At 41.2% G+C, this 14859-nt stretch carries 13 protein-coding genes; 3 read left to right on the forward strand and 10 right to left on the reverse strand.

Annotated features, from left to right (window positions below):
* Positions 1-12 precede the first annotated feature (12 nt).
* The 6 genes from CYAN7822_RS11270 to CYAN7822_RS11295 all read right to left on the reverse strand — a co-directional run bounded on the left by CYAN7822_RS11270 (position 13) and on the right by CYAN7822_RS11295 (position 6499).
* Positions 13-909, reverse strand: coding sequence for an HlyD family secretion protein (locus CYAN7822_RS11270; RefSeq protein ID WP_157871803.1), 897 nt, complete (start codon positions 907-909; stop codon positions 13-15).
* A 281-nt stretch (positions 910-1190) separates the two neighbouring features.
* The gene (locus tag CYAN7822_RS34515) at positions 1191-2237 is read right to left on the reverse strand and encodes a hypothetical protein (protein WP_013322394.1); all 1047 of its coding nucleotides are present in this window, start codon (positions 2235-2237) and stop codon (positions 1191-1193) included.
* A 591-nt stretch (positions 2238-2828) separates the two neighbouring features.
* On the reverse strand, positions 2829-3374 hold the full coding sequence (locus CYAN7822_RS34520) for a hypothetical protein (protein ID WP_013322395.1): 546 nt from the start codon (positions 3372-3374) through the stop codon (positions 2829-2831).
* A complete protein-coding gene (gene thiD, locus CYAN7822_RS11285; protein ID WP_013322396.1) occupies positions 3371-4189 on the reverse strand; it encodes a bifunctional hydroxymethylpyrimidine kinase/phosphomethylpyrimidine kinase in 819 nt (272 codons plus the stop codon). The genes CYAN7822_RS34520 and thiD overlap by 4 nt, the downstream gene beginning before the upstream one ends.
* A 21-nt stretch (positions 4190-4210) precedes the next feature.
* Positions 4211-5467 carry a cell division protein FtsZ gene (ftsZ, locus tag CYAN7822_RS11290; protein WP_013322397.1) on the reverse strand — a complete coding sequence of 419 codons (1257 nt, stop codon included), beginning with the start codon at positions 5465-5467 and terminating at the stop codon, positions 4211-4213.
* A gap of 207 nt (positions 5468-5674) precedes the next feature.
* Positions 5675-6499, reverse strand: a complete 825-nt coding sequence (locus tag CYAN7822_RS11295; RefSeq protein WP_013322398.1) for a cell division protein FtsQ/DivIB — start codon at positions 6497-6499, stop codon at positions 5675-5677.
* A 293-nt stretch (positions 6500-6792) separates the two neighbouring features.
* Between CYAN7822_RS11295 and ctpC the strand changes: the two genes are divergently transcribed.
* Positions 6793-8082 (forward strand): carboxyl-terminal processing protease CtpC, encoded by a 1290-nt coding sequence (gene ctpC / locus CYAN7822_RS11300; RefSeq protein WP_013322399.1) that lies wholly within the window; start codon positions 6793-6795, stop codon positions 8080-8082.
* Between the two features lie 40 nt (positions 8083-8122).
* Here the strand turns inward: ctpC and CYAN7822_RS11305 are convergent, their stop codons facing one another.
* On the reverse strand, positions 8123-8302 hold the full coding sequence (locus CYAN7822_RS11305) for a hypothetical protein (protein WP_013322400.1): 180 nt from the start codon (positions 8300-8302) through the stop codon (positions 8123-8125).
* Positions 8303-8353: 51 nt separating this feature from the next.
* Here CYAN7822_RS11305 and CYAN7822_RS11310 point away from each other — a divergent pair, with 51 nt between their 5' ends.
* Positions 8354-8737: a hypothetical protein gene (locus tag CYAN7822_RS11310; protein WP_013322401.1), complete on the forward strand. Its 384-nt coding sequence runs from the start codon at positions 8354-8356 to the stop codon at positions 8735-8737.
* Positions 8738-8791: 54 nt separating this feature from the next.
* On the opposite strand, the gene CYAN7822_RS11315 is transcribed toward CYAN7822_RS11310, so the two are convergent.
* Positions 8792-9556, reverse strand: coding sequence for a circadian clock KaiB family protein (locus CYAN7822_RS11315; protein ID WP_013322402.1), 765 nt, complete (start codon positions 9554-9556; stop codon positions 8792-8794).
* 246 nt (positions 9557-9802) lie between these two features.
* Positions 9803-11203 carry a PilT/PilU family type 4a pilus ATPase gene (locus CYAN7822_RS11320; protein WP_013322403.1) on the reverse strand — a complete coding sequence of 467 codons (1401 nt, stop codon included), beginning with the start codon at positions 11201-11203 and terminating at the stop codon, positions 9803-9805.
* Positions 11204-11692: 489 nt separating this feature from the next.
* On the opposite strand from CYAN7822_RS11320, the gene CYAN7822_RS11325 reads away from it, so the two are divergent.
* Positions 11693-12067 (forward strand): hypothetical protein, encoded by a 375-nt coding sequence (locus tag CYAN7822_RS11325; RefSeq protein WP_013322404.1) that lies wholly within the window; start codon positions 11693-11695, stop codon positions 12065-12067.
* Between the two features lie 244 nt (positions 12068-12311).
* Here CYAN7822_RS11325 and CYAN7822_RS11330 read toward each other — a convergent pair whose 3' ends face one another.
* Positions 12312-14750: a glycogen/starch/alpha-glucan phosphorylase gene (locus CYAN7822_RS11330; protein WP_245602758.1), complete on the reverse strand. Its 2439-nt coding sequence runs from the start codon at positions 14748-14750 to the stop codon at positions 12312-12314.
* Positions 14751-14859: the final 109 nt, after the last annotated feature.

Below are 14859 nucleotides of genomic sequence, written 5' to 3' on the forward strand. Positions count from 1 at the left end.
AATTTAAGCAATTTACCATAATACATTTCTATATAACACTTCTAATAGACTCTTCTTTTGAGGGGATGGAAGCTCAACTTTCACTGGAATACCGGGTTTTAAGAAAATTTCTTGCTCTTTAGTCGTCATTTCCTCAGTTTCTAGGCTAATTTGTACCGGCAAGTGATAAAAAGGATAAGCGTCATTAGGCGGTAAGATATCAGAACCTATTAAAATGATTTGTCCAGTTAGGAGGAAATTATTGTTTTGCTCTGAGTTATTCACCATTACTTTTAGTTTCATATTCTTGTGAATTAATTTTTGGTCCTGATAAGCGATAAAAAGATAGGCTATCAATTTTTTATCGGGCAGAATTTCTAATCTTTTGTTTTGAATATTAATCTCTTTGACTTGTCCCGATATGGGAGAATTTAAAAAAATATTTTTTTTGAATTTTTGATATTTTTCTTTTTTCTTTTCAATCTGATTAATGAAATTCTCGTTTTCGCTAATAATGACCTTGATTCTTGTTTGTAGTTCTGAGAGTTTTTCTTCGATACTGATCAGATATTTTTGCTGATAAATAATAGCCTTTTGTTGGCTTTTGATTTCATCCGCTATGTCGCTTTCATGATCTTCTCCTTGTCTTATTTTTAGCAGCAATTTAGCTTTATCTTCAAAGATTTTTTTTTGTATTGTTTGATTTTCTTTTAATAAACTAATTATATTTTTGACCAAAATAATTTTTTGTGGAGAAAGATTTATATCATCAAAATCCCCCTCAATTTGATCATTGTTAATCCAACTATTGCTCACATCTTGTAAAAATTTATTTTCTTTTTTTAAACTTTTTTCTAGATCGTCTAGTTTTTTCAATTTAGGAAAACTATTGGCAACATCAAAACTTAACAGTTCTTGTCCTTGCTGCACTTGTTCTCCCGGCTGCACGTAAATTTCTTCAATAACACTATCTTGCGGTAATTCTATTCTCTCGACAGTCTCTATTGGCTGAAGTTCACCAAGCAAAAAAACCACCGGCTCGACTTTAACAAAAATTAACCAACTTATTGCCAAGCCTATGACCGCTAAAATCAAGCATAAAATTGCTCGTTGCTTAAAAAGTATGCGCTTTTTAAGCAATTGTCGTTTAATAGTTTGGTTTGACCATGACAATTTGCTCATTTAGAGTTAATTTTTTAATGACAAAGACGCTATTCTTGCTTTGCCAATGCCGGACGCTTTTCTTCCCATTTCATGAGTCGATTGACTGGGCGGTCTTCTCCCCACTTCATCAGTTGATTCATCACAGATGGTGGAACTTTGGCTTTACGAATAGCTTCTTCTTTAGTTTCTCCTTTACGGAGAAGGGCAATAGCGGTCTGTACTTGATTATACATTCTAGTGTTAGGATTGATATGTCCTGCGTCAGCAGCAATGGCTAATCCATAAGCGACATTGTTGGCATAGTAGACAGCAATATCTATTTTGTTATCTAATTTGAGAGGAGCATCGGATGTCTTGCTCACTGCTTTGATATTAGCTGATGGTGATGCACTCGTTAAAATTTCTTCAGGATCGTTATCGGGAGCTATGGCCACTTGCTCGCCATTGGATTCGTTGGCCTCTATAGTCTTCTCTTCGTTGTGAGGGTTTTCCTGAGAGCTTATATTAGAGGGTTTTGAAGACTCCTGAACCCATAAGCTTCCTGACTCAGAAGAAGCGATCGCGACTTTTTTTGTGGGTTGGCTTGGTTGAACCGAATGATTTGATTGAGGCTCAGTAATAGGGGAATCAGTGGTGGATTTAACCGGTTTAACAGTTATTGGCTTTTTTTCTTGGGCAGGAACCACCTCAGTGTTCCCTGTGTTCTCTTTTCTGGGGGCGATCCTTTGTTGCTGACTCAGTAATTGACCTATCTCAGAGGAAACTAAGGCTGTTAACTCGGCTTTTGTGGAACTATTAGCCTGCATTAATAACTTATTTTGATTTTTATATTCTTGTAATTCGGCTTTCAGCCCTTGGAGTTGTTGTTGATAACTCTCGGTTTTTTGTTTATTTTGCTGAGTTTTTGCTGAGTATTCCCCTTTATTTTCTTTTTCTTTCGGCGGACTCGTTAGTACCGGCTCAACAGATTCCTGCGTGAGGGCACTCATCTGAGCCTGTTGTTCGCGCATAATGATCACGAATACTATCGATAAAATGGCAACAACAACATTTATCTGTATCAGTGTGGGAATTATAAAACGTAATTTATTCATTGTTCGTGTAATCTGGCTTTGGTGGTGAATTGGGTGTAACTTAACAATAAATTTACAGCAATCTTATCAGCTACTCAGAAAATTTTAATTTTACTTAGACCGTATAATCTATCTTTGGATAGATGGCAAGTCTAGATTTCAGATGTAGCAAGTACAGGAGTGTTTGTAAAAAATTTTTAAAAAAGGGCAATTTTTTCATATTTCTTAAGAATTTGACGACTACAGCAGCTTGTTTAGCTTAACTTTACACAATCTTCATAAAACATAGTACCAGCTACACAGAAAATTGTAAATTTACTTAAGCTAAAATTTCTCTCTTTTGGGAGTTGCCAAATCCAGAGATTTTATCTAGTGAGCTTTAGAGCAATTTGTAACAAAATGTAAAGGCAAAAGCGGATGAGCTTATCTTTGTTTAACAACTGAGCATGGGCTGATGGGTAAATTGGCTTACCCTTTCTCAAAGATTTTACCAGCAAAAAACCCACGCAAAAGATTATGTATGATATAACTACTGACCTATCCGTGAGACTTAGTATCAAAAAGCGAGGGGGGGCGAAGGTCTTAGTAGGAGCCGCAATTAAAAGGTTAAGCTCAACGGACTGAGATGGGGAATTTGTGCCCTACGCGGGAGTTGACAATTAAAAAAGCCCCCGTACAAGTGGTTAAAACAATTAAAAAAATTCCCAGTGCCAAGACCCAACCGTTAATCGTCTTCTCCCCTTCCATCTGGGTCAGCGATCTTTGAGCATGAGGAGGAATATCAATTTGAGTGAGATTTCGAGAAGATAAGGGGAATATTTCAGTTGATTTAAGCTTTTTTGTTGAAGATTTTAAGTTTTTTTGTCTTAAATCTATCTCAGAAGAGACTCTTTTTGGTGAGTCGGCCTGCTCGACAACTTGATTGAGTTGTTCTGTTGCCCTGGTAATGGCGGCAATCTGTTGTCGTAATTGCTGATTTTCTTGAACCAGGTTTTGATTTTGAAATTCTAGCCTTTTGATTTTTTGCTGAGTTCCCTTTAACTCTTGTGCGAGTTCGCGGTAAACCGATAGAGGAACAGAAGCCCGATAGGAACTTTTGGAGGGAAAAGGCTCAGTGCTTGAGAGAAAAACCGCTTCATTAAGGCTATTAGTGGTCATTGATGAAAATTGTCGTGTAATTGTAACGGGAAAAAGTGAGCTACAGGCCCGCTTCCATTGCCGATGTTTAAAGCCGATTTAAGAGCAGTGGTAACATAGGTTTTAGCCGCTTTAACTGCGCTCAATAAATCCAGTCCTTTAGCTAAATTAGCCGCGATCCCCGCTGACAAGGTACACCCCGTCCCATGAGTATTATGAGTATCGACGTATTCGCCTCTCAAAAGTTCCCAATTTTTTCCATCAAACCAAACATCTACTCCTCGGTTATCTCCGCTCATCCCTCCGCCTTTGAGTAAGACCACTTTTGCCCCTTGCGAATGAATTATTTTCGCCGCTTGCTGCATCTGCTCTAGGCTATTGATTTCCCTCCCGCTCAACAATTGGGCTTCAAAGCGGTTAGGCGTGACAATTCGCGCTCTAGGAATCAGGTCATCTCTTAGAGCCGTGATCGCCGCCTCGTCAATTAGCTGTACTCCGCTTCGAGATACCATGACGGGATCAACCACAAGCTCTGTTAATCCCCATTGGTCTACTTGTTGCACCACCGCTTCGATAATTTCCCGGTTGAGCAGCATTCCGGTTTTTACGGAGGACGTGCCTATATCCTCCATCACTGCCGTTATTTGAGCCATTACCAGTGCAGGACTCATCCCTTGGACTTGCTTAACTCCTAGGGTATTTTGGGCGGTTATACAGGTAATTGCGCTGGTTCCATGCACACAGTGAAAAGCGAAGGTTTTTAAATCCGCTTGGATTCCTGCTCCTCCCCCGCTATCTGAACCGGCAATGGTTAAAGCTACAGCAACATTAGTCATTATTTTTTCCGAGTGGCTAGGTTATCGAGGCCGGCGGCGTTGGAGGAAATCGGGAATATCTAATCCTGGCGGTTTATTTGGCGGCGGCGGTTCGGGCTGAGTTGGGGGTGGCGGGGCAACCGGTTGACGAGGGGCCGCGGTCATTTTCGCTGGGCTATTAGAGAGAGATTCTCCCGTGAAGCCCGTAGCAATGACCGTGATCAGGATTTCTCCTTGCATTTTTTCGTCAATGACCGCCCCAAAGATAATATTGGCATTGGGATCAACCACTTCATAAATCGTTTCTGCTGCCGTATTGACTTCATGAAGTGTTAAATCACTGCCGCCGGTAATATTTAATACCACCCCTTTAGCTCCTTCGATCGAGTGTTCTAATAAAGGAGAAGAAATAGCAGCGATCGCGCCTTCTTTAGCACGGGATTTTCCTGAACCAACGCCAATACCCATTAAAGCCGAGCCGGCATCTGCCATGACAGCCCGTACATCGGCAAAATCCACATTGACTAAACCGGGGATCGTAATAATATCTGAGATCCCTTGTACCCCTTGCCGCAGTATATCGTCGGCCGCCCGAAAAGCATCCTGTAAGGGAGTATCTTGAGGAATGACCGCTAATAGTTGATTATTGGGGATCACAATTAAGGTATCCACTCGACTTTGAAGACCACTGATTCCGTCTTCGGCTTGATTAGTTCGACGACGACCTTCAAAGGTAAAAGGACGAGTGACAACACCTACTGTTAGACAACCCATTTCCTTAGCCACCTCTGCCACAATCGGAGCAGCACCCGTTCCTGTACCACCTCCCATCCCAGCAGTGATAAAAACTAAATCTGTATTTTCCAGGGCATGAGCAATTTCATCCCGAGATTCTTCGGCGGCTTTTTGTCCAATAGCGGGATTGCCTCCGGCTCCTAAACCTCGGGTAATTTTTTGTCCGATTTGTAATCGTTGAGGTGCGGCGGAATGAGCTAAAGCTTGAGCATCTGTATTAATCGACCAAAACTCTACTCCGACAATGCCACTGGCAATCATGCGGTTGACAGCATTACAGCCACCCCCGCCAACCCCGATAACTTTGATCTGGGCAACGTTACTGTGCACGATTGTGTTACTCCTGGCTCTGTCCCTAGGATTGACCTGGGGTTCGTTACTTCGATGAAAAGGGATTCCAGCACTGTTGAGGGCGTGATAACTGTCCTCAATCGCTGAGGGGTCAGCGTATTCTGTGCTATTTAAGCTTGGATAGCTAAGTCTGATTTCATCATTATGTGTCATTGTAACTGGGATAGGTTATTACTCTATTTTATTTTGTATCTATTTGCCGGTTAGGAGTTTATTTAATCTAGACTATAATTATTATGTCTGTCTGAGCATCAATTTTATACATCTGTTTGTAGACGATAAGAGATTTCAATTGTACTAACTTTTTTCCATCTAGGATACTAAAATTTTAGTTCTGCCGATTAAAATTCACGGGATTGCTTAGTCGTTTGTTGCCTCTGAAGGTTTAGAAGCTTCGACCGGTTGCGGTTTGAGTTTCACCGAAGGGGCCTGTGGGTTGGTTAAGTCAATATACACAATTCTGTTGACGGGCACCCGAGATGATAATTTTCTCATCTTGGCCAATACTTTGAGTTTTTCGGAAAACTGTGGCGTATAAGGGCCACAATAAACTATCCCTAATTCACTTTTCAGTACAATGTTACTGGGATTGCGCCAATCCACCTCAAAAATTTTGATCGCAGAAGACTCGATTAAAGGATAAAGTTCTTTCCAGTCAAACTGATATTGGCTTTCAAAGCCTGTAATTTTCAGCCGAAGTTGTTTGAGTGCTAAAGATTGTTGAGAGTAAAAGCTTTTAGGAATAAAAATACCTTCAGGATCTACGAAACCCATCCCTTGACTTGAAGAAGCAATGGCGACGGGACGACGTTCTTTAATTTGCACGGTTAATAAGGGAGGAAAAATTTGACGAGTAATTGAAAGGTCACCCACAGGGGGTAATTTTTCTAACTTGGCTTTTAACGAATGAGTTTTCAGTTGCCAGAGAGATTGAGGATATGATATGGACAATAGACTGCGAATTTTCTCTTTTGACATTAATTGATTGCCTTCTATCTCCACTTGTTCAGGGGCAGTAATTTCCCAAGAGGGGGTAGCCATTAACCAACATAAACTCCCCGCTAAACCACTGATGAAGAAAAAACGCCAGAGTCTTTGAAAAGCTTGCCAACGTCGTTGTTGTAAAAGTTCGTGTCTTCGATTTTTTAGGGTGGAAGGAGAAAGAGACTCAGATGCGATCGCCATAGCTTACCTCAAGATTTACGCTAATCATTAATCTTTAATAAGAGATTAAAACAAATCTTCAAAAAAATTCCTAATTTTAGATACTTTCAGCCAAGGAAATTTTGAACCTGCACGGGTTAAGGGGAATTGATGCTATAACTGTAATAAGACTCCAATAAACATTAAAGGCTAATCTTAAAAGCGTGACTTTAGTGCAGTATCATACTTGATTAACTCCCCCAGAACAAGTTCCTGTGCTAAAGTGAACCTTAAGAGAAGTTGAAAACAATTGTTCCACCAGCAACAATCAGCTTATGGTCATATCGAAACGCGGGCTTGTTCTTAGTGCTACTGCAGTTATACTAACTACCGTCGCTGTAACCGGGGCAGGACTTCGTCTTTCCCAAAGTCAAGCATTTTTTGAGGAAAGCCCAAAAGAACTCGTAGATGAAGTTTGGCAAATCATCAATCGAACCTACGTAGACGGCACTTTTAACCAAATCGATTGGCAATCGGTTCGAAATCAATACCTCGAACGCTCATACAAAGACAAAAAAGAAGCTTATGCAGCGATTCGAGAAATGCTCAAAAAGCTCGAAGATCCCTACACCCGCTTTATGGACCCAGATGAATTCAAAAATATGCAGATCGATACATCTGGAGAATTGACTGGGGTGGGAATTCAAATTACTAAAGATGAAGAAAAAAAACAACTCCTAGTGGTGTCTCCCATTGAAGATACTCCCGCTTATCAAGCCGGGATTCTCGCCAAAGATGTCATTGTCAAAATTGATGGCAAAACCACCGACGGAATGAGTCTAGAAGATGCTGTAAAAATGATTCGCGGCAAGGCAGGGACTCAAGTCACTTTGACAATTCGACGCGGCGACAAAGAAATGAATTATTCCTTAACCCGAAAACTGATCGAAATTCATCCAGTGCGCGCTCGGGTTGAAGATACTAAAATCGGAAAAGTGGGCTACATTCGCTTAAATCAATTTAGTGCCCAAGCCGGACAAGAAATGAGAAATGCCATTAATGATTTAGAAGCGAAAAACGTTAAAGGCTATATTTTAGACCTACGTTCTAACCCCGGTGGGCTGCTCTACGCGAGTGTAGAAATTGCTCGAATGTGGATTGATGATGGAACAATTGTTTCAACGGTAGATCGTCAAGGCGTTACAGATCGTCAACAAGCTAATCATAGTGCTTTAAGCGATAAACCCCTCGTGGTGTTGGTGGATGGAGGAAGTGCTAGTGCCAGTGAAATTCTTTCTGGAGCTTTACAAGACCATAAGCGAGCGATGTTAGTGGGCACTAAAACCTTCGGGAAAGGATTAGTCCAATCTGTGCGCGGCTTAGGAGATGGTTCAGGACTAGCTGTAACCATTGCTAAATATCTAACTCCCAGTGGACGAGATATCAACAAACAAGGCATTAAGCCAGATGTGGAAATAAATTTAACTGATGAAGCTCGCAAATCATTACAACAAGACCGCAATAAAATCGGAACTTTTGATGATCCCCAATTTAACAAAGCCTTCGAAATTCTTTCACAAGAAGTTGCTAAGTCTCCCTCTACTCAAAGAACAGCCACTCATTAAAATAGTAGGCTGAGCGAATCGAAAAGAATTGTTCTAAGGTTTATTGGGGTTGACATTTGCCAGCACGAATCAGTCCAACCCGACGAGCGATCGCCTCAGATTGAGATACAAAAGGACCCCAGTATTGTTCGGCTTCTGGGGTTTCTTCATTTTCAAGATTAATAATCTGGCAATAACCCGATGGAGTCTTGACAATATACCAATTTTGTGAGCTAATCATTGTGGTTTTTGAGATTTTGGGTACTTAAAGCAATCAACCTATCCATAACGAATGACTAACCACGACCCTAACTTGAACCTGGAAATTAAACGACTCTATCAATTGACAGTTTATGGTCGATGGGGGTTTGTCATTGTCTGTTGGCTAAGTTTAGGAAGTTTTGGTCTTTGGGGGTTGCGCGAAGAAATTAAGCTGTGGCAACAACACTTGACATGGACTGCTGTACGCTATGGTTTAGCTTATAATATAATACCTTCAATCTGTTTATTGTTTTGTATTGCCGTTACCAGTGCAGTATTAGTTTGGCAAAGCCGCAATATTTTGTATGGCATCCCTACCTCCCAACAACGACGTTTAGAAAAACAAGTACAACGAATTAAATCTATCGGAAGCCGTCATCCTTTATGGAAATGGGTTATTGGGAGTAGGGAATGAAGAATAGAAACAAGACTAATGACTAATGACTAATGACTAATAACTAATGACTAATCAGCGAGTTGCTAAAATTTGTAAAACCCGTTGAAGGTCTCCTAATTCTCCCACAATACGGCGCACAGGTTGCGGCCACACTCTCATCAAAGTAGGAATGGCTGAGACTTGATTATTTTCTGCCTGTTCGGGATATTTAGAAATATCAATCACTTTCAGCGTATAAGGATGACGTAACCCTTCTTCTAAAAGTTGATGAATGGTTTTTAAAGTTTGTTTAGTAGCCACACTATTTCCTGAGACAAATAACCGTAAAACATAACTGCTTTGATCTTCTTCGACTGGAGAAGAAACCGACTCTTGCCGGTACAAGTCAGAAATGACCTGATCGAGTAATTCTTTTTTTTCAAAACCGACAATTAAATCGTGATTTTCCCACAGTTGAGGAAACTGATCACGGTAAGTTTCAACAATAGCAGGGTTACAGCACTGTTCTTGCCATGAAGCCGTCTGCCAGACTAAATTTCCGGTAGCAAAAATCGCATTCAGGAGAGGTTGATAGCGTTGAACAGCCGGGTAAACTTCTGCCACCGTTTTATAGTCTTGGCTACTGGTATCAAACCACCGATCTACAGTCGCCGTATATCCGGGAATTAAAAAATGAGGAGGTTCAGGTAAAGCTAAAATTTCTTGTAAAGCGGTACATAAATTTAAATGCCACTGACCTTGCTTACTCGGATCGATACAGTAAATTAAATCTCCACCAGGAGTAAATAGAGCAATGCCTTTAAATAGCTGAGGTAAAATTATAGAGGTACGGTTCAAGGTTCACTAAATTACTTACTCAACAATAAAGCCTTATATAATTTTATTCTGACTTTTCAAGAAAAAAGCAATAATCGGCTTTTTTTAAATTTCCCTTGAGAAGATAAGAGTTAGGGGATAGGCACTCTTGCAATAGACACTCTAGCAACAGGCAAAAGGAAAGGGCTTCAGTTGTCAAACATTCTTCACAAAATTCCTCGATTCTGGCTCGGTGACTCGGAGTCTCCACCTAACCCGATTTTTGGGCTAAACTCTTCCCCGCAACATCATGGCCAATTCATTAGGAACGGGCGACATTTCCATCGCAGTTTCTTCGGTAATGCGTCCCTCTTGATAAAGGTTAAATAAAGATTGATTAGTGGTAATCATGCCATCATATTCACCATTTTTCATTAATTCGGCAATTTCATCATTTTTTCCTTGGCGAATATAATCTTTAACCGTTTCTGTATTAATCAAAATGTCATGAAAAGCCGCTCGTTTACCATCAGTTGTTCGACATAACCCTTGAGCAATAATAGCAACCAAAGATTCAGCAATCGCTACCCGCATAGCATCCTGTTCTTCAGCCGTATAAAGGGTAAGAATCCGTTCTATGGTTTTAATGGCACTGTTAGTATGTAAAGTTCCCATGACTAAGTGACCCGTTTGAGCCGCTTTTAAAGCTGTATTGACAGTTTCTTTGTCCCGCATTTCCCCCACTAGAATGATATCTGGGTCTTCCCGTAAAGCGGCTTTAAGAGCATTATCAAATTTGTGAGTATTTTGTCCTACTTCCCGTTGTTTAATCAGAGAACGGCGACTTTGATGGACAAATTCTACTGGGTCTTCAATACTAATAATATGTTTAGGGTGTTCTTTATTAATGTAATCCACCATAGCCGCCATAGTAGTAGATTTACCTGAACCCGTTGGCCCCGTGACCAAAATTAATCCTTTATGAGCATCAGAAACATCTCTAAAAATGATCGGCAGTCTTAACTGTTCCATCGTGAGAATTTTGATGGGAATTAAACGCAGCACTAAAGCATGACCCCGCAGGGTATCAAAGACATTAATCCGTACTCTAGCAAATTCGTATTGAGTCGCTCCGTCAAATTCTAATTCTCTTTTAAATTTGAGGATTTCGTCTTCTTTAAGAATTTCCCTTAACCAACTCATAAAAGTGTTGTAATCCACTTCCGGATAGTCGAGGATAATCATTTGTCCACGATCACGCATACGGGGTTGTTCTCCCACCCCAAGGTGAACATCAGAATAACCCTCATCATAGGCTAAACGAATTAATTCCTCTAAACTCGGCATTCCAGGTGCGCGGCCTGGGTTAGAAGGCGGTGGTGGAGGAGCCGCCGCACGGGGGGTTGCTTGGACCGCAGGTGGAGGAGCCGCCGCACGAGGGGTTGCTTGAGCCGCAGGTGGAGGAGCCGCCGCACGGGGGGTTGCTTGGACCGCAGGTGGAGGAGCCGCCGCACGGGGGGTTGCTTGGACCGCAGGTGGAGGAGCCGCCGCACGAGGGGTTGCTTGGGCCGCAGGTGGAGGGGGAGGTGCTGGAAGGGGCTGTTTTCCTGCCGGCAGTGGGGCCGTGGGGATCGGAGGAACAGGTAGAGGCGGAACCGGTTGAACTGGAGGGCGTGGTGTTTCGGTCATATCAATTCATGAAACTTTAATAAAACTGACAAAGAATGTTGAACTTGTTTCCTACTGACGAGCAAGTCCTCTCTATGGTCAGTATGCCCAAAACACGGTTAACAGTTAACAGTTAATCGTTAACAGTTGTTCTCTACTCCCTTTACCCTTTCGTCTTAAATGTTCAGATTGAACTTTTTTCTGAGAAATTTTCAGCGTGTTTGTAAATAAATATTAAGTTAAGCCCTAAGTATTTAGACTCTTTTTGCTCAATCAACTTTTGTCACTCAACAAAATTTAGGGGATCAATAAAAAATCTTTTGTTTTTGCCTCTGCCTTGAGAAGGATTTAGGTTGGTCGGTTATTCCCCAAATCGTCATCAACTCGTAATAATTCGCAACATTTAGCATAAAAATTTCCCGATGAATGTAAATTTATTTTACAAAATGCTCAGAATCAATTTTTTTTATTTATACTAAAAATCACTAACATCGCCGAGGAGCAAAGATTATGGAATTAACTCAAAGAAACAATTGGGATAAAGGCTATTGGTTAGCAACAATCAAAAGTTTCTTAATTTGGAGTTTCACCCTAACAGTTTGCTTGTTGGTGGTTGGATTTCCGTTAGTAGTATTAATGGCTACGATAGGAGCTTTATCAGCAGTAGTTTTACAATCAGTTTTACCCATTAGTTCAGTTTTATTAGTTGCTGGAAGTATTATAGGAGCGAATCTTTTAGCAGTGATTATTGGGGCAGCAGCACTAACAATGAAAGGAATTCATCCTCAAGAGGTGAGTTGGCTGCGGTGGCTGCACGGCGAAGAAACCCCTTCTCATAGTGCTATTTACGCATCTTGTCCTTTAACTTGTGGTTTAACTCGATAACCCTATAAAGCAACAGTAATCCAGTTGATCAAATTGGGATAATTTTTAATAAAAGACTTATCACCAAGCTAGTGCAGCCCGGTTTTTACCGGGTTTTTTCATTTTATTTAAGTTTTTAATCGGGGGTGCGTAACTCCTAAAAAAATTATTCCCCCCGAATCTGCGGGGGGTTAGAGGGGATCACCGGCAGGAGAGGGCAAATTTTACAAGACGAAACGCCCTAACCCGAATCCGAAAAAGAGCATTAATCATTTAACTCAATGCGAACCGGCTTAACATTCCAAATTTCCTGACAATATTCCCAGATGGTGCGATCAGAGGAAAACTTAGCCATGCGTAACGCATTTAGGATCGACATCCTTGTCCAAGATTCTTGATCAGTATAAGCCTTACTAACTTGTTCTTGACATTCAATATAAGCTTGATAATCAGCTAACAAGAGATATTGATCGTCATACAACAAAGAATCAACAATAGGCTGGAATAAATCTCGGTCACCATGACTAAAATAACCGCTCTTAATGCGATCAATAACGCCCTTCAACTCACGGTTAAGTAGATAATATTTCATCGGATCATAACCGTCGCGTTTGAGTGCATAAACTTCTTCTGCGGTTAACCCAAACAAGAAGAAATTCTCAAAACCGGCCTCTTCACGAATCTCAATATTAGCCCCGTCTAAGGTTCCGATCGTCAAGGACCCATTCATGGCAAATTTCATATTTCCTGTCCCAGAAGCTTCCTTACCGGCGGTAGAAATTTGCTCAGACAGATCAGCCGCCGGATAAATCCGTTGACCGAGAGAAACATTAAAATTCGGCAGGAAAACCACCTTTAAACGCCCGCGTACATCAGGGTCTTTATTGACCACATCAGCCACAGAATTAATCAATTTAATGATTAACTTAGCCATGAAATATCCGGGAGCCGCTTTACCGCCAAAAATAAAAGTACGCGGCACAATATCCAGATTGGGATTCTGTTTAATGCGGTTATAAAGAGTAATAATGTGCAGCACCGCTAAATGCTGACGTTTGTATTCATGAATCCGCTTAACTTGAACATCAAAGATAGAATTAACATCCACTTCAATATTTCTCGTTTTGAGGATATAAGTGGCCAAACTCTGCTTATTATCCTGTTTAATGTCCCGCCAACGACGGCGAAACTCCGAGTCTTCTACATAACCCTCTAATTGTCGCAACAGATTCAGGTCTTTAAGCCAGCCATCGCCAATTTTTTCATGATAGAGTGCGGATAATTTCGGGTTACTGAGTAAGATCCAACGACGAGGAGTCACCCCATTGGTTTTATTGAAAAACTTATCCGGCCACAGTAAAGCAAACTCCCGTAGGGTATCTTTTTTGAGCAAATCTGAGTGTAAAGCCGCTACTCCATTAATGGCATGACTTCCCACACAGGCTAAATTGGCCATACGAATTTGTTTATGGACCAACTCTTCAAAAATAGATAACTTTCCTACTAATTCATCATTTTCGGGGAACCAAGTCCGAACATCTTCTAAAAAGAAAAAGTTAATTAAACCAATAATCTCTAGATGTCGAGGAAGAAGTTTTTCAAATAAACTGACAGACCAACGTTCCAGGGCCTCGGGCATCAGAGTATGATTGGTATAAGCTAGGGTTTTTTGGGTAATATTCCAAGCTTTTGCCCAATCTAACCCATGTTCATCCACTAACAGCCGCATTAACTCCGCTACAGCCACAGCCGGGTGAGTATCATTCAGTTGAATCGCCGCCTTTTCATGGAAATCATCTAAATTGTTATGGGTACGTAGATGAATCCGAATCAGGTCTTGTAAAGAAGCAGAAACAAAGAAATATTGCTGTGCCAAACGCAGTTCACGTCCGGCGGGGGTATTATCATTGGGATAGAGAACTTTTGAAATCGTCTCAGCATCAATTTTTTCAGCCACCGCGCGGTCATATTGTCCCGCATTAAAGGCTTCAAAATTAAAGGTTTCAGACGCTTCGGCTTTCCATAACCTTAAGGGGTTAACCGTATTGGTTTTATAGCCGGGTACCGGCGTATCGTAGGGAACCGCTAAAATGGTGCGTTCGGGAACCCAATGCACTTTGAGATTGCCCTTATCATCGTGATAGGTTTCGGTAAAGCCGCCTAACTTCACTTCTACTGATTCATTCGGGCGAGGAAGTTCCCAAGGATTGCCAAAACGCAGCCAGTTATCGGGAATTTCCACTTGCCAGCCATCTTTAATGACCTGATAAAAAATCCCAAATTCATAGCGAATTCCGTAACCAATGGCGGGGATTTCTAAGCTGGCTAAAGAGTCGAGAAAACAAGCGGCTAAACGGCCTAAACCGCCATTTCCCAAACCGGGGTCCGGTTCTTGTTCTAATATTTCATCAATATCCAAGCCTAAATCGGCTAAAGTGGAACGCATTTCTTCATACATTCCCAAATTAACCATATTATTGCCCAAGTAGCGACCCATCAGAAACTCGGCTGACAAATAGCACACGAGTTTTTCTTGTCTTTTTTTGTAAGTCTCTACCGTTTTGATAAAGCGGTGCAATAAACGATCTCTGACCGTATAGGCTAAAGCGAGATAGTAATCATAAGGGGCAGCTTGTTCTTGAGCAATTCCTTGAATATAGAATAAATTATCCAGAAAAGCACGTTTGAGTGTATCTGGACTCATGCCTGTACGGTCATCTTCAATTTGAATGTTGCCCGCCACAGATTGTATTCCATCTTGGCTAAAATTGGTGGCGGTTTGAGAAAGGTAAGTATTCTCCATATTCGTCATT

The organism is Gloeothece verrucosa PCC 7822 (assembly GCF_000147335.1).
Classification (GTDB): domain Bacteria; phylum Cyanobacteriota; class Cyanobacteriia; order Cyanobacteriales; family Microcystaceae; genus Gloeothece; species Gloeothece verrucosa.